The sequence below is a fragment of the Senegalia massiliensis genome (genome assembly GCF_009911265.1).
Taxonomy (GTDB): Bacteria; Bacillota; Clostridia; order Tissierellales; family SIT17; genus Anaeromonas; species Anaeromonas massiliensis_A.
This window is the reverse complement of the sequence record NZ_QXXA01000014.1, coordinates 82,537-104,406: the sequence shown is the minus strand read 5'-3', so window position 1 is coordinate 104,406 and position 21,870 is coordinate 82,537. Positions and strand designations below refer to the sequence as shown.

Genomic DNA, 21,870 nt, shown 5'->3' with positions numbered 1-21,870 from the left:
AACTAAATCGCTCAAAACACACTCATTCTGACTTCGAATCAGTTTGTCGCGGGTTCGAATCCTGCAGGGCGCACCATATAAAAAAACACTTATTATAATAAGTGTTTTTTTATATGTATTATGTCAATTAATTTTATGTGTTATTTTGTAATATTGATTTAAAGCTTCATCTAGTTTTTGACTTACGTTTACTACTTCAGATGTAGTAATAAAACTATTTTTGTGTATTAATTTATGCATTTGATTTCTAAGTGATGTTATTTTGTTTTCTACATTTACTAAATTTTCCATATTCACCATACTTCCATCAAAATATTTTTCTCTCACTTTTTCTATTATATTACAAAAAGTTTAAACTAACAATATAAAAAAACAAGATTAAATATTAAGAAAATTCTTTAAAACTAGCCTGGAATTCTATTTATTTTTAAATTAATAAAGGATTTTTTTAATTTATGTTGAATATATATTTTGGAGGTGGAATTTAATATGAAGTATAATCAAAATGACCTTGAAGAAATAACAAGAATATTTATTAAATTAGCCGATAAACTATTTGAAGATAAAAAAATTAATAAGGATACTTATAGAGAAATTACAAAGAGGAAAAAGAACTTTTTAAAATATATTGAAAGTAATAAGAGATTTAATTAAATTTTACTATTAATAAAAATTTACATGTAAAATTATGTTTACATAAATTTATGAGTTTTTAAACTTTGTATAACAATATTAAACTATATAAACATCATATTGATGCTGCATATTACTAAAATAACCCAATAATATATTAAATGTTTATATTGGCACGAATTTTGCTTTAGTAATTAGCATATTGCTTAATATATTATGAGGAGTGTGCTAAATGAAGGGTAAAACATTTAATGAATTAGAAATGGGTCAAAAGGCATCATTTCAGAAAACGATTACAGAAACAGATGTATATTTATATGCAGGTATTACAGGTGATATAAATCCTGCACATATTAATGAAGAAGTATCAAAGGATACTATGTTTAAAGGGAGAATAGCTCATGGAATGCTTACTGCGGGATTAGTATCTGCAGTATTAGGTGTACACTTGCCAGGACCAGGAACTATATATTTAGGTCAAGATCTTAAATTTACTGCTCCTGTAAAGTTTGGTGACACTATTAAAGCAGAAGTTGAAGTATCAGAAAAACTAGAAGGTAAAAATATAATCAAACTTAAAACTACTTGTACAAATCAGAATGGAGATGTAGTCTTAAAAGGAACTGCTACTGTAATGCCTCCAAAATAATCTTATTAAAAAGCTCTTAGTTTAAATAAACTAAGAGCTTTTAATTATAATAATAAATGATATAATAATAATGAAGTAAATAGAACTTATAGAGGTGATATAAAAGTTGAAATTAAAAGATATAGTATTACGCACAGTATTTGAAATTATGGATGAGGCTGTTATTGCTATTGATAATAAAGGTAATATAATTTCCATGAACAAAAAAGCAGAGCTATATTTAGATTTAACTTATGAAGATAGTATAGGCAAAAACATTGTAAATATAATAGCAAACACTAAATTATTAGATGTTTTAGATAAAGGTGAAAAGCAATTAAATGAGATTTTTAGATTTAATAATAAGGACTTTTTAGTTAAGAGAATACCCATAATAGAAAATGGTAAATCAATTGCTGCTATTGCAATATTTAAAGATCGAACAGAAGTAAATAAAATGAATGAAAAGATAATGCAAGATCAAGGATATATAGAGATATTAGATACACTTTTAAATACAGTGAATGAATGGGCTGTAGTAGTTGATAAGAATGGTATAATTACAATGATGAGTGAAGCATATAAAGAGTTTACAAATGAGCCTAATGCTGTAGGAAAACATGTAACTGAAGTAATACAAAATACAAGAATGCATATTGTTGCACAGACTGGTGTAAGAGAAGTTGGAGATATACAAGAAATTCAAGGTAATAGAATGATTGCTATGAGAGTTCCTATAAAAAGGGATGATAAAATAATAGGTGCTGTTGGTAAGGTAATGTTCAAAGATATAGGCGACTTTCATACTGTAAAGCAAAAAGTATTAGAGCTTGAAAAAGAACTTGAATATTATAAGAATGAAGTAATAGAAGACAGATCTGCTAAGTATACATTTAATAGTATAATAGGTAATACTGAAAAAATGAAACAACTAAAGAAGATTGGATCTAGAGTAGCAAAATCAAAATCAAATGTTATAATTACTGGAGAAAGTGGAACAGGTAAGGAATTATTTGCACATTCTATTCATAATGCAAGTAACAGAAAATTAGGTCCTTTTGTAAGACTAAATTGTGCGGCTATTCCTTCTGAACTTTTAGAATCAGAACTATTTGGATATGAAGAAGGAGCATTCACTGGTGCAAAAAAAGGTGGAAAGAAAGGTAAATTTGAAATAGCTAATGGTGGAACAATACTTTTAGATGAAATTGGGGACATGCCTTTAAATATGCAAGCTAAACTTTTACGTGTTCTTCAAGAAAAAGAGTTTGAAAGTGTTGGGGGAAATACAGTAAAAGGTTTAGATGTTAGGATAATAGCGTCTACAAATAAAGATTTAAGAAAGCTTGTAGAAGAAAAAAAATTTAGAGAAGATTTTTATTATAGATTAAATGTAGTAAGATTTGACCTTCCTCCACTAAGGGAGAGAAAAGAAGATATAAGAGAATTAGCAATATCTTTAAAAAATAAATTAACAAGAAAATTAGGTATATATGTAGAAGATATATCTAAAAAATCAATAAAATATTTGGAAAATTATAATTGGCCAGGTAATATAAGAGAGTTAGAAAATGTTATAGAGAGGGCTATAAATTTATTAGATGTAGAGCTTACTATTGAACCACATCATTTACCACAAAGAATAACTAGTGAAAAAAATAGAACTATATATTCTGGAGATAAAAAATTAAAAACAGTATTAGATGATGTGGAAAAAGATATGATTATTGAGTATTTAAAAAGAAATAAAGGAAATAAAAACCAGACATCTAAAGCTTTAGGAATAAGCAGGGTTAGTTTATACAAAAAAATAGATAAGCATGGAATAGATGACGTATAAAATATTAACATGTAAATATAAGTTAACAACTTTTAAATATCACTATAACTTAGTATATAAAATTCAAAAGACTGATTGTGTAAATTATAATTTACATAATCGGTCTTTCTTCAACATTAAAAAAATTACTAGTAAATACTCTAAACAAGCCAAGTGATGAGGAAATTAGAATACATATTCATTGTTGGCATATATTTTGCTTAATAAATAGGTGAAATGAAATATTATTATATTACCATAGAAAAGGTTTTCAAGTTTATAAGGAAATATAATGGTAAATAGCAATTATAATATTTAAACAATAAAAACAAGGAGGTTTTTCAATGTTAGGAGTTATATCAATTATTTTAACGTTAATCGCACTTATGTATTTTGCTTATAGGGGTGTCACGGTACTTGTACTAGCACCACTATTAGCTATGTCAGCAGCACTAGTATCAGGAGAAATTCCTGCACTATATGCATTGTCTGAAATATTCATGCCAGCAGCAGCAGGGTATATTAAAGATTATTTTCCAGTATTTTTAGCAGGAGCAATATTTGGTAAATTAATGGGGGTATCAGGAGCAGCAATAGCTATTGCTGAAAAGATATCTGATGTATTTGGACCAAAGAGAGCAATAGCAGCTATAGTTTTAGCTACAGCATTACTTACTTATGGTGGAGTATCACTATTTGTAGTTGTATTTGCAATGTATCCAATAGGAGCTACATTACTTAGAAGAGCAGGTATACCTAAAAAGTTATTACCAGCAGCAATAGCCCTTGGTGCTTTTACATTTACAATGACAGCACTTCCAGGTTCTCCACAGTATTTAAATACTATGCCTACAGTTTATTTTGGAACGACTACATTTGCAGCACCAATTCTTGGCATTATGTCTTCAGCTATAATGTTCTTTGGGGGAGTATATTATCTTAATAATAGAGCAAATAAATATATGGCTCAAGGAGAAGGATATGGGGAACATCCAGATGAAAACTTTAAAGATATGGGAGACAATGTTCCAGGATTTTTGTTAGCATTTACTCCAATTTTAATAGTATTTGCTCTAAACTTTGGACTTACAAAGTTTTATTTTACTAGAGCTTCAGTAATTAATAAATATAAAGATTTAGGTATAAATGTAAATGGTACATGGCCAGTTGTTATAGGTCTTGCAGTAGCAGTAGTATTTATAATAATAGCTATGAGAAAATATCTTACTGATACAAATAAAATTGTATTTGATGGAGCAGTAGGAGGATTACTTCCAATATTTAATACAGCATCAGAAGTTGGATATGGTGGAGTTATTAAATCACTAGCTGCGTTTAATACAGTTAAATTAGCAATTGTTGCACTTGCAATACCATCAGTATTTAAAGTTGCAATATCAACTACATTACTTGCAGGTATAGTAGGTTCATCTTCAGGTGGTACTGCTATAGCTCTTGAAGTATTATCAGAAGAATTTTTAGCTATGAATATAAATCCACAAGCTATTCATAGAATTATGCTTGTAGCTGCTGGTGGACTTGATACATTCCCACACTGTGGAGCAGTTATAACTTTACTTGCAGTAACACATATGGATCATAAGAGAAGTTACAAACATATTGCAATGGTAACAATGGGAATACCATTAATTTCAGTTGTAGTAATATCACTTTTCTATTTAGTAACTGGAATAGTTTAAAATATATGAACCTATAATATTCAGGAGGAATAAAAATGAGTAAAATAATGACAGCTGAAGAGGCTGTACAATTAATAAAAGATGGAGATACAATAGCTACAGGTGGTTTTGTAGGTAATATGCATCCAGAAGAAATCACTAAAACAATTGAAGAGTATTTTTTAGATAAGTCTATGCCAAAAGATTTAACCCTTGTATATGCAGCAGGTCAAGGGGATGGAAAAAATAAAGGACTTAATCATTTTGGACATGAAGGATTACTAAAAAAAGTTATAGGTGGTCATTGGGGATTAGCTCCTAAAGTTGGTAAATTAGCTTTAGATGAAAAAATTGAAGCATATAATTTACCACAAGGTGTGATTTCACATTTGTTTAGAGAAATAGCAGCGGGAAAACCTGGGACTCTTACAAAGGTTGGACTTAAAACTTTTGCAGATCCTAGAGTAGAAGGTGGGAAATTAAATAGTATAACAAAAGAAGATATAGTTGAAGTAGTTAATTTAAGAGATGAAGAATGGATGTTTTACCATGCAATGCCTATAGATGTAGCTATAATAAGAGGAACTTATGCTGATGAAGATGGAAATTGTTCTTTTGAACGTGAATGCTTAAATCTTGAAATGTTATCTATGGCACAAGCTGCAAAAAATTCTGGTGGTAAAGTGATTCTACAAGTAGAAAAAATAGTTGAAAATGGATCATTAGATTATAGTCAGGTTAAAATCCCAGGAATATATGTAGATGCAATAGTTGAGGCGAAACAAGAAAATCATATGCAAACTTTTGCTGAGCAATATAATCCAGCGTATTCTCAAGAAATTAGAGTAACCCTTGGGAGTATAAAACCTATGGATCTAGAAATAAGAAAGGTAATAGCTAGAAGATCAGCAATGGAGCTTGTACCTAATGCTATTACAAACTTAGGAATAGGTATGCCTGAAGGTGTATCCATTGTAGCTAATGAAGAAGGAATAAAGGGACTTAAGCTTACGACAGAAGCTGGAACTATTGGTGGTGTACCAGCAGGTGGAAATAGTTTTGGAGCAGCTACTAATCCAGATGCAATAATAGATCAACCTTATCAATTTGATTTTTATGATGGTGGAGGACTTGATATTACATTTTTAGGTCTTGCACAATGCGATAAAGAGGGAAATGTAAATGTATCTAAATTTGGTCCTAAAATACCAGGTTGTGGAGGATTCGTTAACATATCTCAAAATGCTAAAAAGGTTGTTTATTGTGGAACATTTACAGCTGGAGGATTAGAAGTTGAAATAAAAGATGAAAAAATAAATATAATAAAAGAAGGTAAAGCTAAGAAATTCTTAGAAGAAGTAGAACAGATTACATTCTCAGGTGAATATGCTAGAGAAATAAATCAACCTGTTATATATATTACAGAAAGAGCAGTATTTGAACTTACTAAAGAAGGCTTTACTCTTACAGAAATAGCACCTGGAGTTGATTTAGAAAAAGACGTAATTGGTCAAATGGGCTTTAAACCAATTATTTCAGATGATTTAAAAATAATGGATATAAGATTATTTAAAGAAGAAAAAATGGGCCTTGAATTAAAATGTGACTAGTTTATAAAAAATCTATGGATAAATTCCATAGATTTTTTTGTTTTTAAAAGTCGAATATTGCCAGGGAAATATAATTTATTTTGCAGAAAAATAAATGCATAATAAAAATAGTTAATGAATATAAGATACATAAAAGGGTAAATAATAGTAATAATTAAAGATATTATAGAGAGTTACTATAGGAGAGTGATATATTGAGTTCGGAATTATGGTATAAAAAGAAACCTGAAGAAGTGATGGATATATTAAAAGTTGATCCTAAAAATGGATTAGCAGATGGAGAAGTAACAAAACGGAGAGATGAATATGGTTCAAATGAATTAGAAGGTAAAAAAAGTATAACTTTGTTTCAAAGATTTATAAATCAATTTAAAAATTTCATGGTAATAATACTTTTAGTAGCAGCGATAGTATCTGGAGCATTAGGAGAATATAAGGACACTATAATAATAGCAGCAATAGTATTATTAAATGCAATACTTGGTTTAGTTCAAGAAAATAAAGCTGAAGAATCATTGAAAGCTCTAAAAGATATGTCAAAACCTACTGCAAAAGTTTTAAGAAATGGCAATATATTAGAAATAAACTCTGGAGAAATAGTACCAGGTGACATATTAATATTAGAAGCTGGAGATTACATAGCAGCAGATGGTATACTTATTGAAAGCGCAAGTTTAAAAGTAGAAGAATCAGCTTTAACTGGTGAATCTGTTCCAGTAGATAAGGATTTAGAAATTCCAGAAGGAAAAGATATTCCTATAGGTGACAGAAAAAATATGGTGTATTCTACTTCTTTGGTAACTAATGGAAGAGGAAAAGTTATAGTAACTGATACTGGTATGAATACAGAAATAGGCAAAATAGCTAAAATGATAGAAAGTCAGGAAGATTTAGAAACGCCGCTTCAGAAAAAGTTAGATCAATTAGGTAAGTATTTAGGAATAATAGCTCTTGCAGTATGTGGAGTAATATTCTTAGTAGGATATTTCCAAGGGCGTGGAGTATTTGAAATGTTTATGTTAGCTGTATCTCTAGCTGTAGCAGCTATACCAGAAGGACTTCCAGCTATAGTTACTATTGTACTTTCTTTAGGTGTTCAGCGTATGATAAAGAAAAATGCAATAATAAGAAAATTACCAGCAGTAGAAACACTTGGAACTGCTTCAGTAATTTGTTCTGATAAAACTGGTACACTTACACAAAATAAAATGACTGTAACTAAAGTTTATACTTATAATAAATTAATTGATTCAGAAGATGTTAATATAGAAAATACAGATGAAGAGTTAGCTGTAATGACAGGACTTATGTGCAATGACTCGTCTATTGAAGAAAATAAGGGAGAAAAAAAAGCTATAGGAGATCCTACTGAGATAGCTCTGATTGTATTGGGAAGAGATAAAGGATTATATAGAAAAAAATTAGAAGAAGAAATGCCAAGGGTAGAAGAAGTGCCATTTGATTCTGATAGGAAAATGATGAGCACAATTCATAAAAAAGAAAATAACTATAGAGTATTTACTAAAGGCGCAATAGATGTAATATTAGATAGATGTAAAGGTATATTAATAGATGGAGAAGTAAAAGATATAACTGAAGAACATAAGCAAAAAATAATAGAAGAAAATGAAAATATGGCTTCAAATGCTCTGAGAGTTCTAGGCTTAGCTTACAAAGATATTGAAAAAATTCCTGACAGAATAAATAGTGAATCAGTAGAAAGTGATTTAGTCTTTGTTGGTATGAGTGGTATGATAGATCCACCTAGAGAAGAAGTTAAAGTTTCTGTAGAGGAATGTAGGCGTGCTGGAATTAAGCCAGTTATGATTACAGGAGATTATAAAATAACTGCTATAGCAATAGCAAGGGAACTTGGAATATTAGAAAGTGATGAAGAAGCTATAGAAGGAAAAGAAATTGAAAAACTATCTGATAGTGAATTAGCAGCAAATGTTGAAAAATACTCTGTGTATGCTAGGGTTTCTCCTGAGCATAAAGTGAAAATAGTAAAAGCGTGGCAAAGTCATGAAAAAGTAGTTGCAATGACAGGTGATGGAGTAAATGATGCACCGGCACTTAAAAGAGCTAATATTGGTTGTGCTATGGGGATAACTGGCACAGATGTATCAAAAGAAGCAGCAGATATGGTACTTACTGATGATAATTTCTCTACAATAGTTTCAGCAGTAGAAGAAGGAAGAAGTATATTTGATAATATTAAAAAATCTATACATTATCTTTTATCTTGTAATGTTGGAGAAATTATTGCTCTTTTTGTAGCATTAGTTATAGGGATGCCAACTCCACTTTTACCAATTCATATATTATGGGTTAATCTTATAACAGATAGTTTCCCAGCACTTGCACTTGGAGTAGATCCACCAGAACCTGGTATAATGGATAGAAAACCAAGAGCTTCAGATGAAAGTATATTTGCAGGAGGACTTGGTATTAGTATATTTGTAAAGGGTTTTGTAATAGGTGCAGTAACTATAATTGCATTCTATTTAGGTAAAGAAGTAAATATTGAAACAGGTAGAACGATGGCTCTTGTAACACTTGCAGTTTCACAATTTGCAAATAGTTTAACAATAAGATCTATGGATAAAAGTATGTTTAAGGTTGGAGTATTTTCAAACAAATACCTTATAGGTGCAATAGCATTATCAGCAACACTTTTATTGAGTGTAGTATTTATTCCACCTTTAAGGAATATATTTGAGCTATCAAGCTTAGATGGAGTTCACTGGATTTATGTAGGATTATTATCACTTTTACCTATGACTATATCTGAGGTACTTAAAAAAATAAGAAATTAGGGGTGATTGATATTTATGGAGTACTAGTATTGTCTTATACTAATAAAGATACTACTAGTAAATTATATCCTGAAGAGACATTAGATGGATTAAGAAATGATAATAGTAGACAAAATTTCAAGTGAAAATTATAGGAATTTGCTAAATTATAAAAAAATTTAAATTTACTATGGATTTTTATGCAATTCATGATAAAATATACTTAAATAGGTTTAAAAACTATGAAACTAACTATACTATAAAATTTTTAGGAGGTACTTATGAGTAGAATAGTAATTGCATTAGGCGGTAATGCCTTAGGAAAAACACCAGAAGAACAGTTAGAATTGGTAAAAGATACAGCAAAGCCAATAGTTGATCTTATAGAAGATGGAAATGAAGTAATAATAGCACATGGTAATGGTCCACAAGTTGGTATGATTAACTTAGCAATGGAAGTTGCTTCAAGTGAAGATGATGCTGTTCCTTCAATGCCGTTCCCAGAATGTGGAGCTATGAGTCAAGGATATATAGGATATCACCTTCAAAATGCAATAGGTGAAGAATTAAAAAAGAGAAATACTAAAAAACCTGTAGCTACAATAGTAACTCAAGTTGTAGTAGATAAAGATGATGAAGCTTTTAAACATCCTTCTAAGCCAATAGGAAGTTTCTACACTGAAGAAGAGTGTGAAATTCTTAGAAAAGAAAAAGGTTATGATATGGTAGAGGATTCAGGAAGAGGATATAGAAGAGTAGTTGCTTCTCCAAAACCTGTAGATGTAGTAGAAAAAGAAACTGTAAAAGCTTTAATAGATAGCGGTCAAGTAGTAATCACTGTTGGTGGTGGTGGAATACCAGTAGTTGAAGAAGGAAATTCTTTAAAAGGTGTACCAGCAGTAATTGATAAAGACTTTGCCAGTGAAAAATTAGCTGAAATAGTAGATGCTGATTATCTATTTATCCTTACAGCAGTAGATAGAGTTTCAATTAACTTTGGTAAACCAGATCAATTAGACTTAGAATCAATGAGCATAAAAGAAGCTAAAAAATATATAGAAGAAAAGCATTTTGCACCAGGAAGTATGTTACCAAAAGTTGAAGCTGCTATGAAATTTGCAGAATCAAAAATGGGTAGAACTACTATAATAGCTTCACTTGAAAGAGCTAAAGAAGCTTTAAAAGGTGAAAGTGGTACTAAAGTATATAAATCAGAATAATAATATATAAAACACTAGGATTTTTCCTAGTGTTTTTTTATATTGCAAATGTTACGATTTTGTTATACAATGTTTTAATATTATATAATATTAAAACATAATAATAATAGAATTAGAATTCCAATGAAGGAGGAAATGACATGAAAAAATTTAAAAGAGTTTTAGTTGCCAATAGAGGAGAAATTGCTATTCGTATATTTCGAGCATGTCATGAATTAGGTATTAGGACAGTAGCAATATATTCTCATGAAGACAGAAAGAGCTTATTCCGTACAAAAGCTGATGAATCCTACTTGATTGGGAAAAATAAAGGCCCTATTGAAGCATATTTAGATATTGATGAGATTATAAATCTTGCAAAAAATAAAGGGGTAGATGCAATACACCCTGGTTATGGGTTTTTATCAGAAAACCCTGAGTTTGTAAGAAAGTGTAATGAGGCTAATATAGAATTTATTGGACCAACTGAGGATATGATGAAACAAGTAGGAGATAAAATATCTTCAAAAATTGTAGCTAAAGAAGTTGGAGTTCCTACAATACCAGGGATAGAAAAACCTATTAATTCAGAAAAAGAATTATTAAAATTTGCAGACCACTGTGGATATCCTGTTATGCTAAAAGCAGCTGCTGGTGGTGGAGGACGCGGAATGCGTATTGTTAGAGATGAAGATGAATTAATTTCTTCATTCCAAAGTGCAAAAAATGAAGCTAAAAAAGCATTTGGTATAGATAGTATTTTTATTGAAAAATATCTTGAAAATCCAAAACATATAGAAGTTCAAATATTAGGAGATAAATCTGGCAATATAGTTCATCTTTTTGAGAGAGATTGTTCTATACAAAGACGACATCAAAAAATCATAGAGTTTACTCCAGCTTTTTCACTTTCAGATGAAAAAAGAAAAGCTATATGCGAGGATGCAATAAAGATAGGAAAATCTGTAAATTATAGAAATGCAGGAACAGTTGAATTTTTAGTTGATAACAAAGGCAATCATTACTTTATAGAGATGAATCCAAGAATTCAAGTAGAACATACAATTACAGAAATGGTAACAGGTATAGATATTGTTCAATCTCAAATATTGATTGCAGAAGGATATAGTCTAGATTCATCTAGGATTAATTTACCAAATCAAGAGAGTGTTGATGTACGTGGATATTCTATTCAGTGCCGTATAACAACAGAAGATCCTAAAAATAATTTTGCGCCAGATACAGGTAAAATTGATGTTTATCGTTCAGCAAATGGGTTTGGTATTAGATTAGATGGAGGAAATGGGTATACTGGATCAGTAATTAGCCCTTATTATGACAGCCTTTTAGTTAAAACTATATCTTATTCTAGAACATTTGAAGATGCTGCAAGAAAAGCTGTAAGATCAATTAGAGAATTTGCTATTAAAGGTATAAAGACCAATTCAGCTTTTTTAATTAATATACTAATGCATGAAACTTTTTTAAATGGAGAATGTGATACGAATTTTCTAGATAGTCATCCTGAAATCTTTGATATTAAACCTACAAGAGATAAAGAATTAAAATTATTGAAGTTTTTAGGGGAAAAAATAGTTAATGAAGTTAAAGGAGATAAAAAGGATTTTGATGTTCCTATGGTTCCTAAGTTAGAAAGAATAGATAATTTAAAAGGAACTAAACAGATATTAGATAATAATGGATCAGAAGGACTTGTAAATTGGATTAAAGATCAAAATAAATTACTAGTAACTGAAACTACTATGAGAGATGCTCAACAATCTCTTATGGCTACTCGCCTTAGAACAGTTGACATGACAAAGATTGCAAATGATACATCAATACTTGGAAAAGATTTATTTTCTTTAGAAATGTGGGGAGGAGCTACATTTGATGTATCTTATAGATTTTTAAAGGAAAGTCCTTGGAAAAGACTAATAGAACTTAGAAAAAAAGTTCCAAATATTTTATTCCAAATGTTACTTAGAGGAGCAAATGGAGTAGGCTATGCAAACTATCCTGATAATGTAATTAGAGAATTTATAAAAGAATCAGCAAATGCAGGAATTGATTTATTTAGAATATTTGACTCATTAAACTGGCTAGATGGAATGAAAGTTGCTATAGATGAAGTTTTAAAAACTGGTAAAATAGCAGAAGCTTCTATTTGTTATACTGGAGATATATTAGATAAAAAGAGAACTAAATATGATTTGGATTATTATATAAAATTAGCTAAAGAAATTGAAAAAACAGGCGCTCATATTTTAGCTATCAAAGATATGTCATCCTTATTAAAACCTTATGCTGCTTTTGAATTAATTACAGAGCTTAAAAAAGAAGTATCTATGCCTATTCATTTACACACTCATGATACTAGTGGAAATGGAGTAGCTACCCTTATAATGGCTGCAGAAGCAGGGGTAGATATTGTAGATACAGCATTTAATAGTATGTCAGGCCTTACTAGTCAACCAGCTTTAAACTCTGTAGTAGCAGCTCTCGAAAATACTAATAGAGATACTGGTATCTGTCTAGATGATATTCAAAAACTTGATGACTACTGGAGTGCAGTAAGACCTGTATATGGGAATTTTGAATCTGAATTGAAATCAGGTACAGCTGAAATATATAAATATGAAATACCAGGTGGACAATACTCAAATTTAAAACCACAAGTTGAAAGTTTTGGGCTTGGTCATAGATTTACAGAAGTTAAAGAAATGTTTAAAAAGGCAAATGAAATGATGGGTGATATTGTAAAAGTAACTCCTTCTTCTAAAATGATAGGAGATTTAGCTATATTTATGGTAAGAAATGATTTAACGCCTGAAAATATCTATGATAAAGCAAAAGGAATGAGTTTCCCTGATTCTGTAGATAGCTACTTTAAAGGTATGATGGGTCAACCAAAAGGTGGATTTCCTGAAAAGCTTAAAAAACTTGTTTTAAAAGATAAAGAATCTATTGACTGTAGACCAGGAGAATTATTACCACCAGTAGATTTTGAAGAGATAGAGAAACATTTAAAAGAAAATTTCAGAATAGAACCTACTAAAAGACAACTTTTAAGCTATGCATTATATCCAAAAGTTTTTAGCGAGTATTTAAAATATATAAAAGATGAAGGTGACTTTAGCAGAATGGGAAGTGATATATATTTCCATGGTCTAACTGTAGGAGAGACTTCAGAAATAGAAATAGAAGAAGGTAAAATACTAGTAGTTAAACTTATTCAAATTGGCAAGTTAGATAATGAAGGTTATAGAATTTTATCATTTGAAGTCAATGGAAATGTAAGAGAAATAAAAATTAAAGATAAGGCAAGTAATATAATTGCAAATGAAATATTTACTCAAATGGCAGATGCTGATAATCCACTAGAAGTTGGTGCTAGTATTCCAGGGACTATTTATAAGGTACTTGTAGAGGAAGGACAGGAAGTTAAAATAAACGAACCTCTAATTATCATTGAAGCTATGAAAATGGAAACAATCATAAATTCTCCATCGAAAGGAATAGTAGGTTCAATTTTAGTTAAAGAACAAGAGCAAGTTAAAAATGGAGAACTCTTAATAAAACTTAAATAATAAAAAGATCTTTTTGCAAGCTCAAAATGATATACATTTGTTATCCTGAGCTTGCCAAGGATCTTTATTTTTTTCTATGTCTATTAAAAGAAACTGTTATTTGATATAATAGTGTAGCTATAAAAAGTAACTTTTGGAGGTTTTATTTTGGAAAGTACAGTAGCTAATATATTAAAATTAAAAGGATTTAATGGAGCAAAATTAATAGGTGGAGCAAATGGAATTAATAATGAAGTAAAAAATGGTTTTCTAATGGAAGTTCCTGATGTTTTTTCATATATTGAAGAAAAGTCATTACTTGTTACAACTCTATATCCAATATACAAAGATGAAAAAGCAAAAGATGAATTAATTCCTAAACTAGCATCTAAGAATTTATCAGGAATTTGTATAAAGCCTCAAAGATATGTACCAAGGATTCCAGAAGTAATGGTTGAACAAGCTAATAAATTAGGGTTCCCATTGATAAAACTTCCACAGGGTTCAAATTTATCTAATTTAGTTAATGAAATATTAGAATTATCATTAAATAAGCATATAGGAATACTTAAGTTTAGAAACTTTGTAAATAATAAAATGATGGAACTTTTTTTAAAAGGAGAAGGGTTAAATACACTTATTGAAGAATTTTCTAGAATTATAGATTCACCTGTAATTTTGTTTGATAATGACTTTAACATAAAACAAACATCAGAAAATATTAAGGAAAAATTAGTTTATTTGGAAAACAAACAACTTGTTAATGCTGAGAATTTACAATTGGTTATTGATGGAACAAAAATAGAACAAGATAATTATATAATAAATAGAATTAAAGCTGGTAATAATTCTTTTGGGTATTTAATGGTAGTAAAATGTAATAGGGAAGATGAGAGTATATTAGTTGCATTAAATCAAGCTTCATTGTTGTTGGCCTCTGAGTTTCATAAAAATAGAGCAATATTAGAAAAAGAAAAAAATTATTTGAATTCTTTTATAAGAGAGATGCTTGAAAACAATATAAGCTCTAAAACAGAAGCTGTAAATAAAGCAAAGTCATTTGGATGGGAATTGGAATTTCCACAGGTAATAATTGATTTAAAATTACTTGTTCAAGATGAAAAAATTAAAAGAGAAAATTATGAAAAATTAATAGAAGAAAAAACCATAGAAAATATTATAAGTAAAGAAATAAATATCGAGTTAAGAAAAATTAAATTAGCACATATTGATGATTCATTAGTTATATTTGTAAATGTAGGTAGCTTTGAATATAACAAGGAGATATTAATGAATATTGCTAAAATAATATTAAATGAATTAAAATATATGGGCAAAGTTGGAATAGGAATATCCAAAAGAATAGAAAAAATAAATGAATTACCACTTGCATATAAAGAAGCTAAAAATGGTATAGAAATAGGAAAAACATTAAATAAAGATTCATTTTTAATTCATTATGAAGATTTCAGAGTAATAAATTTAATTAAAGAAATAAAAGATATAAAACTATTAAAAAAGTATGTAAATGAAAAATTAGGGAAATTAATTGAACATGATAATACCCATGATTTAAGTTTGATGAATACTTTAAAAGGAGTACTTGATACAAATTTTAACTTACAAAAAACAGCTAAAAATATGTATATTCATTATAATACACTTAGATATAGAATGGAGAAATTAAGAGAATTAGGAATAAATATTGATGATGGGTTTGAAATAGGTGAAATAGTACTAGCTTATAATATATATATATGGTTTAAATCAAAAGGTGAAATGTAAGTATCCAAATAAAGAACTTCTAAAGTTTTGGATATTTTTTTCAGGATTAAAATAGAATTTTAGATATAGTAATAAAACAAAAGATAGTATAACTCTAGAGTTATACTATCTTTTGTTTTACTTAGGTTATTAAGATTTTATAACGTAAATATACTAGTTTTTATATGTGAAAATATATTGTTATCAAAGCTTGACAATATTTTTTTAAATGTTTATGACTTTTTTACAATGATAAAAAACGAATAAATTGATACAATGTTATCATAACAGGAAAACGATTATTATACGAGGAGGAGAATACACATGATGGATGTAAATATTTACAGAGTACCAATGTCAGGACCAGAAGATGTTTCTGGACTTAAAAAATTAGTAGATAGTGGTGAAATAAAACCGGAGGAAATAGTAGCAGTTCTTGGTAAAACAGAAGGTAATGGTTGTGTAAATGATTTTACTAGAGGTTATGCTACTCAAAGCTTCAAACTTTATTTGTCTAGAGAATTAGATAAGTCAATGGATGAAATAGGTGAAACTGTAGCATTTGTAATGAGTGGTGGTACAGAAGGTGTTATGTCACCTCATGCAACTATTTTTACCAAAAAGCAAATAGAGGCAGAGGAAAAAGATGAAAAATCATTAGCTTTAAGTGTTGGATTTACTAAAGAGTTTTTACCAGAAGAAATGGGAAGAATGGAAATGGTAAAGGAAGTAAAAAGAGTTGTATTAGAATTAATGAAAGAAACAGGCATAGAAAATAAAGAAGATGTTCATTTTGTACAAATTAAAACACCTTTATTAACTTCAGATAGAATAAATGATGCATATTCTAGAGGTAAAGATGTAGCTGTAGAAGATACTTATAAGTCTATGGGTTATACAAGAGGAGCATCAGCACTAGGTGTTGCCCTTGCTTTAGGTGAAATAGAAGAATCAAAAGTTACAAATGATTCTATATTACATGATTGGAATCTTTATTCAAATATAGCTTCAACTTCAGCAGGGGTTGAACTATTAAATTGTGAAATAATCCTTTTAGGTAATTCTAAAAAATCAGTAAGTAAATATAGAATAGGTCATAGTGTTATGAAGGATTCAATAGACTTAGAAGCAGTAATAGAATCTATGAATGATGCAGGTCTTGAAGTAGATAAACTTCCAACAGAAGAACAAAAAAGTAGAATAGTAAATATATTAGCAAAAGCTGAAGCATCTCCTGATGGATATGTAAGAGATAGAAGAACAACAATGCTTACAGATTCTGATATAAATCATACAAGACAAGCAAGATCTGTAGTAAATGCTGTAATATCTTCTATAGTAGGAGATCCTATGGTATATGTTTCTGGAGGAGCAGAGCATCAAGGTCCTGCAGGTGGTGGACCAATAGCTACAATAATAGAGAAGTAAAAATACTTGAATAGAGGGGAGTAAAATGAAATTTTTATTTAAAAATTGTTATATGCCTTTTAAAAATGAAATTCAAGATATATATATTAAAGATGGATATATTGAAAAGATTTATTCTAATATAGAGAACATAACAGTAGATAAGATAATAAATGTAGATAAAAGAATCGTTATTAATGGATTTGTAGATAGTCATATGCACTTAGATAAAGCTTTAATTGGAGAGAAGGCTTCTAATCAATCAGGAACTTTAAATGAAGCTATAGAAATAATGACTAATTATAAAGAAAATATGTCTGAAGCTGATATAAAAAATAGAGCTATAAAAACTTTAGAACTTTCATATAAAAATGGTACTAGATATTTAAGAACTCACGTAGATGTTGATGAAATCATAGAATTGAAAGGTATTCGTGCTATTTTAGAACTTAAAGAGGAGTTTAAAGAAAAAATTGATATTCAAGTAGTTGCATTTCCTCAAGAAGGGTTTATAGAAAATATTAATAATTACAAATATCTAGAAGATGCTTTGAAGCTTGGAGCAGATATAGTAGGTGGTATACCAGCCGTAGAGAAGCAACCTAAAGAACATATTGATATGATATTTGAATTGGCTAAAAAATATAATAAAGATATTGATATGCATATTGATGAGACTGATGACCCAGATAAACTTACTGTTAAATATTTAGCTGAGAAGACTATATATGAAAATTATCAAGGTAGAGTAGTAGCAGGACATTGTTGTAGTTTATCAGCAAATAAATTAAAAGATATTAAAAATATTTTATCTTTAATCAAAAAGGCAAAGATAGGTATAGTTACACTTCCCTCTACTAATTTATATTTACAAGGAAGAAATGATGATAAAAATTATAGAAGAGGAATAACGAGGGTAAAAGATTTACTTGAAAAAGGTATAGATGTAAGTATAGGTTCTGATAACATAAGAGATCCATTTAACCCTTTTGGAAATGGGAATTTATTAGAGGAAGCTCTTATAGCTGCTCATGGGTCACATATGGGTGGGATAGATGATTTATCTAATATATTTGATATGATTTCTGTTATTCCTTCCTCTTTATTTAATAATAATTATGAATTTAAAGAAAAACAAAGAGCAAGATTTATTGTTATAGATACAAATAAAAAACACAAAGCAATAATAGAAAGATCAAATATATGGGGTCATTTTAAAAAGGAGGAATTTAAATGGAATTATTAATTAATGTTATACCTTTAGTAGTTATTTTAATATTATTATTTATGAGAAAGCATATGCTTTTTGCAGGCTTAGTTGGTGGAATACTTGCTATGATAATAGGAGGTATTGGTATAGGTGAAGCTACGGGGCTGTTTATTGGTGGCGTAGGTAATATGTTAGGTATTACAGTACCAATATTATATGCAGCAGCAGCATCAATGGTAGCAAAGGCAGGAAGTATAGAATCTTTAGTTGAACTTGCTAAAAGAGGGTTAAAAGGAAAAATAGCTATACTTGGTGGAATAATGGTATTAATTCAAGCTTTTGCAACATACACTGCAGGACTTGGGGCAGGAAATACAATGGTTACAGCACCCCTTGTAGCAATAGCACTTGGAGCAGTTCCAGAAGTTATAGCAGGAATGGCAATAGCAACAGCAGTTGGTTTTACTACTTCCCCAGCTTCAACAGAAACAGTAATCGCTGCAGAAAGTGCAGGACGTAATGTTGTAGCTCATGCAAACGCAATGTTACCTTATACAATAGTATTTTTTGTACTTGCAGCAGCACTTGCAGTTTATGGAGTTTATAGAAGAGGGTCTTTAATAAGAGAAGGTAAAGATAATAAACAAGAAGAGAATGTATCAACATCTATATTAGTAAAAAGAGCAATACCTTCTATAGCACTTTTAACATTAGTTGTACTTGGGAGTAATTTGAATAATCTTATAGGAATAACTTTATTCACGCCAGCAACAGCAGTAATTTTTACAGCAATATTAACTGTAATATGTACACCACTTAATATTGACAAAACAAGTGAAGCTTTAATTGATGGCTCTAAATTTATACTTACTACATTATTTTCTGTAGGAATATTCTTATCGTTTATAAATATGATAGGTGAACTTGGAACTTTTGAACAATTAGCAGGTCTTGTATCTAAAGCACCTGATGCTATAATCCTTCCTATGGCTATGGTTGCAGCATTTTTAATAGCAATACCTTCTGGAGCATTTACAGCAGGAGTATTAACACTTATATTGCCAACATTATCAGTACTAGGCTTACCATCAGAAGCTATGGGATTTGTTGCAATAGCAACTGGACTTGGTACTCAAATAAGTCCAGTTCAAATAAATGTAGCAGCTTTAGCAGATGGTTTTGATTTAGAAATAATGGATGTTATAAAGGAAAATGTGAAATATGTTATACCTGCATTTATATTAGTTACAATAGTTGCTATAATATTTGTATAAACCATAAATAAAGGGATTAAATTAATCCCTTTATTTACAAGTATAATAATGAGGAGATATAACTTAAATGGAGAATAATACAACAGAAATCAATATTATTTATGGTATAAATGATAAACCTAAGTTATCAAAAAGTATTCCTTTGGCATTTCAACATATATTAGCTATGTTTGCATCAAATATTACAGTCCCACTATTGTTATCAAATGCATTAGGATTAAATTCAAAGGAAACTACTTTTTTAATACAATGCGCCTTATTTATGGCTGGAATATCTACTTTCATTCAGATAAGTAGAAAAGGTAAAATTGGTTCAGGTTTACCTATTGTAATGGGCACAAGTAATGCTTTTATTGCAACAGTTTTAGCAATAGGAACACAATTTGGTATAGAAGCAGTACTTGGTGCAAGTCTTATTGGAGGATTATTCGAAATTTTTATAGCCTTGAATTTAGATAGACTTAAGAAAATTTTTACTCCATTAGTTTCTGGTATTGTAGTTTTAAGTATAGGAATGACTCTTATTCCTGTAGGTATAAAACAAGCTGCAGGAGGAAGTGGAGATATAGGTAGTTTTAAAAATTTATTCATATCCACTACTGTATTGATTACTATAATTATATTTAATCAGTTTGGTAGTAAATTTACAAAATCTTCATCTGTATTAATAGGGCTTGTAGTAGGTTATATTTTATCTATTTTCATGAACTTAATTGATTTTTCACCAGTTTTAGAAGCATCTTGGGTATCATTTCCAAGACCTTTAGCATATAAATGGGTGTTTGAACCTTCTGCTATAGTAGCAATGGTATTTATGTATATAGCTACTTCAATAGAAACTATTGGAGATATATCTGCTCTTACTAGTGCATCTGAAGGTAGAGATGCTACTCCAGAAGAACTAAAAGGTGGAGTATTAGCAGATGGAGTAGCAAGTGCAATTGCTTCATTTTTTAATGCTTTTCCAAATACATCCTATACTCAAAATATTGGCGTAGTAAATTTAACTGGAGTATTTAGTAGATATGTGGTAAAGATAGGGGCAATTATACTATTAATATTAGCATTACTTCCAAAGTTTGCAGCAATTATTTCAATAATGCCAGAAGCTGTATTAGGTGGTGGAACAATTGCAATGTTTTCTATGGTAATGGTTTCTGGACTTACTTTACTTAAGAATATTAGATTTACTAGCAGAAATTTATTGATAATTGCTATATCTATAGGTATAGGTGTAGGGCTTAATCTAGTTCCAGAAGTTACTTCTCAATTTTCAACAAATATTCAATTATTTTTAACTTCGGGAGTTGTGCCAGCATCAATAATTGCAATAGTATTAAATATTGTATTACCAAAAGATGAAATTAAAGGTGAGGTATAAATGAGTTTTAATAAAATTAAAGGATTATATTTAGATAGAGAGTTCCAATATTTTTTAAAGGAAAAAAATATTAAAGGTGATATTCATAGTATATTTGACAAAGTAGTAAATATTCAATCTGATAATGGTACGCTTTATACAATTTCAAATAATAAAACAGATAATGCACCATATACTTTAAAAATAGATTATGATGGTAGTTTTAAAGATATAATATTTGAAGATCAAAAGATAATTAAAAACAGAGATAATTTATTTATAGGAAAAATAGAAATTGATTTATCTAGTACACAGTTATGGAGTTTAGAAAGAGAAAAAATACAGAATTTTTCTATTGAAGATATAAAGAAAAATATAAGCATTTTTAATATGATGATACAAAGTATGGGTAGTAGTGGAGGATGTAAATATTATTATTTAAAAAACTTTTTAGGTATAGAAAATAATTCAGATAATTTAATAGAAAGGGAACTTTCGAAAAAAATAGATGATTTTTATATAAAAGTTAAACAAGATAATATCCAAGAGACAAATATTAGAGGATTAATAGGACTTGGAATGGGACTTACCCCTTCAGGAGACGATTTTTTAACAGGATTTATGGCAGCTATAACTATATTTAAGAAGAATGATGATTTATTTCATAAAATAAAAGATTTAATACCTTTAGATACAAAATCTACAACTGATGTAAGTAGAGCAATGTTAAAAGCAGCAACTCAAGAAAAATATAGGGAATATTTAAATGATTTTATATATTCATTTTTATATAACAATAGTGATAAATATTTAAAATCTTTTAAAAATCTTTTAACTATAGGATCTTCTTCTGGAACAGATATGAGTATAGGAGTAGTATTAGGATTTTTACTTACAATTGATGAAAAATGAAATGGAGG

16 protein-coding genes are annotated in these 21,870 nt (G+C 29.2%); 15 read left to right on the top strand and 1 reads right to left on the bottom strand.

The genetic code is table 11. From position 1 onward, the window contains the following. Positions 1-123: 123 nt before the first annotated feature. Positions 124-327, bottom strand: a complete 204-nt coding sequence (locus tag D3Z33_RS13045) for an aspartyl-phosphate phosphatase Spo0E family protein (protein ID WP_347561273.1) — start codon at positions 325-327, stop codon at positions 124-126. Between the two features lie 162 nt (positions 328-489). Between D3Z33_RS13045 and D3Z33_RS13040 the strand changes: the two genes are divergently transcribed. The 15 genes from D3Z33_RS13040 (at position 490) to D3Z33_RS12975 (ending at position 21,862) form a co-directional block, all read left to right on the top strand. Further along, positions 490-654, top strand: a complete 165-nt coding sequence (locus D3Z33_RS13040; RefSeq protein ID WP_160198210.1) for a hypothetical protein — start codon at positions 490-492, stop codon at positions 652-654. Positions 655-865: 211 nt separating this feature from the next. Continuing rightward, a complete protein-coding gene (locus D3Z33_RS13035; RefSeq protein ID WP_160198209.1) occupies positions 866-1,282 on the top strand; it encodes a MaoC family dehydratase in 417 nt (138 codons plus the stop codon). Positions 1,283-1,388: 106 nt separating this feature from the next. Beyond that, positions 1,389-3,101 carry a sigma 54-interacting transcriptional regulator gene (locus D3Z33_RS13030; RefSeq protein ID WP_279279090.1) on the top strand — a complete coding sequence of 571 codons (1,713 nt, stop codon included), beginning with the start codon at positions 1,389-1,391 and terminating at the stop codon, positions 3,099-3,101. A 323-nt stretch (positions 3,102-3,424) separates the two neighbouring features. Then, positions 3,425-4,780: a GntP family permease gene (locus tag D3Z33_RS13025; protein WP_160198208.1), complete on the top strand. Its 1,356-nt coding sequence runs from the start codon at positions 3,425-3,427 to the stop codon at positions 4,778-4,780. A 35-nt stretch (positions 4,781-4,815) separates the two neighbouring features. After that, entirely contained in the window at positions 4,816-6,369 is a 1,554-nt protein-coding gene (locus D3Z33_RS13020; RefSeq protein WP_160198207.1) for an acyl CoA:acetate/3-ketoacid CoA transferase, read from the top strand. 194 nt (positions 6,370-6,563) lie between these two features. Beyond that, on the top strand, positions 6,564-9,188 hold the full coding sequence (locus D3Z33_RS13015; RefSeq protein ID WP_160198206.1) for a calcium-translocating P-type ATPase, SERCA-type: 2,625 nt from the start codon (positions 6,564-6,566) through the stop codon (positions 9,186-9,188). 2 nt (positions 9,189-9,190) lie between these two features. Next, positions 9,191-9,313 (top strand): hypothetical protein, encoded by a 123-nt coding sequence (locus D3Z33_RS16990; RefSeq protein WP_279279089.1) that lies wholly within the window; start codon positions 9,191-9,193, stop codon positions 9,311-9,313. 135 nt (positions 9,314-9,448) lie between these two features. Further along, a complete protein-coding gene (arcC, locus tag D3Z33_RS13010; protein WP_160198205.1) occupies positions 9,449-10,387 on the top strand; it encodes a carbamate kinase in 939 nt (312 codons plus the stop codon). 140 nt (positions 10,388-10,527) lie between these two features. After that, positions 10,528-13,956: a pyruvate carboxylase gene (locus D3Z33_RS13005; RefSeq protein ID WP_160198204.1), complete on the top strand. Its 3,429-nt coding sequence runs from the start codon at positions 10,528-10,530 to the stop codon at positions 13,954-13,956. Positions 13,957-14,103: 147 nt separating this feature from the next. Continuing rightward, positions 14,104-15,720: a PucR family transcriptional regulator gene (locus tag D3Z33_RS13000; RefSeq protein WP_160198203.1), complete on the top strand. Its 1,617-nt coding sequence runs from the start codon at positions 14,104-14,106 to the stop codon at positions 15,718-15,720. A 303-nt stretch (positions 15,721-16,023) separates the two neighbouring features. After that, complete coding sequence (locus D3Z33_RS12995) at positions 16,024-17,127, top strand: ring-opening amidohydrolase (RefSeq protein ID WP_201750533.1); 1,104 nt, start codon at positions 16,024-16,026, stop codon at positions 17,125-17,127. 25 nt (positions 17,128-17,152) lie between these two features. After that, positions 17,153-18,352: an amidohydrolase family protein gene (locus D3Z33_RS12990; protein ID WP_160198202.1), complete on the top strand. Its 1,200-nt coding sequence runs from the start codon at positions 17,153-17,155 to the stop codon at positions 18,350-18,352. Next, entirely contained in the window at positions 18,340-19,590 is a 1,251-nt protein-coding gene (locus tag D3Z33_RS12985) for a hypothetical protein (RefSeq protein ID WP_160198201.1), read from the top strand. Before D3Z33_RS12990 ends, D3Z33_RS12985 begins: the two co-directional genes overlap by 13 nt. A gap of 67 nt (positions 19,591-19,657) precedes the next feature. Beyond that, the gene (locus D3Z33_RS12980) at positions 19,658-20,971 is read left to right on the top strand and encodes a uracil-xanthine permease family protein (protein WP_160198200.1); all 1,314 of its coding nucleotides are present in this window, start codon (positions 19,658-19,660) and stop codon (positions 20,969-20,971) included. Beyond that, positions 20,972-21,862, top strand: a complete 891-nt coding sequence (locus D3Z33_RS12975) for a DUF2877 domain-containing protein (protein WP_160198199.1) — start codon at positions 20,972-20,974, stop codon at positions 21,860-21,862. Positions 21,863-21,870: the final 8 nt, after the last annotated feature.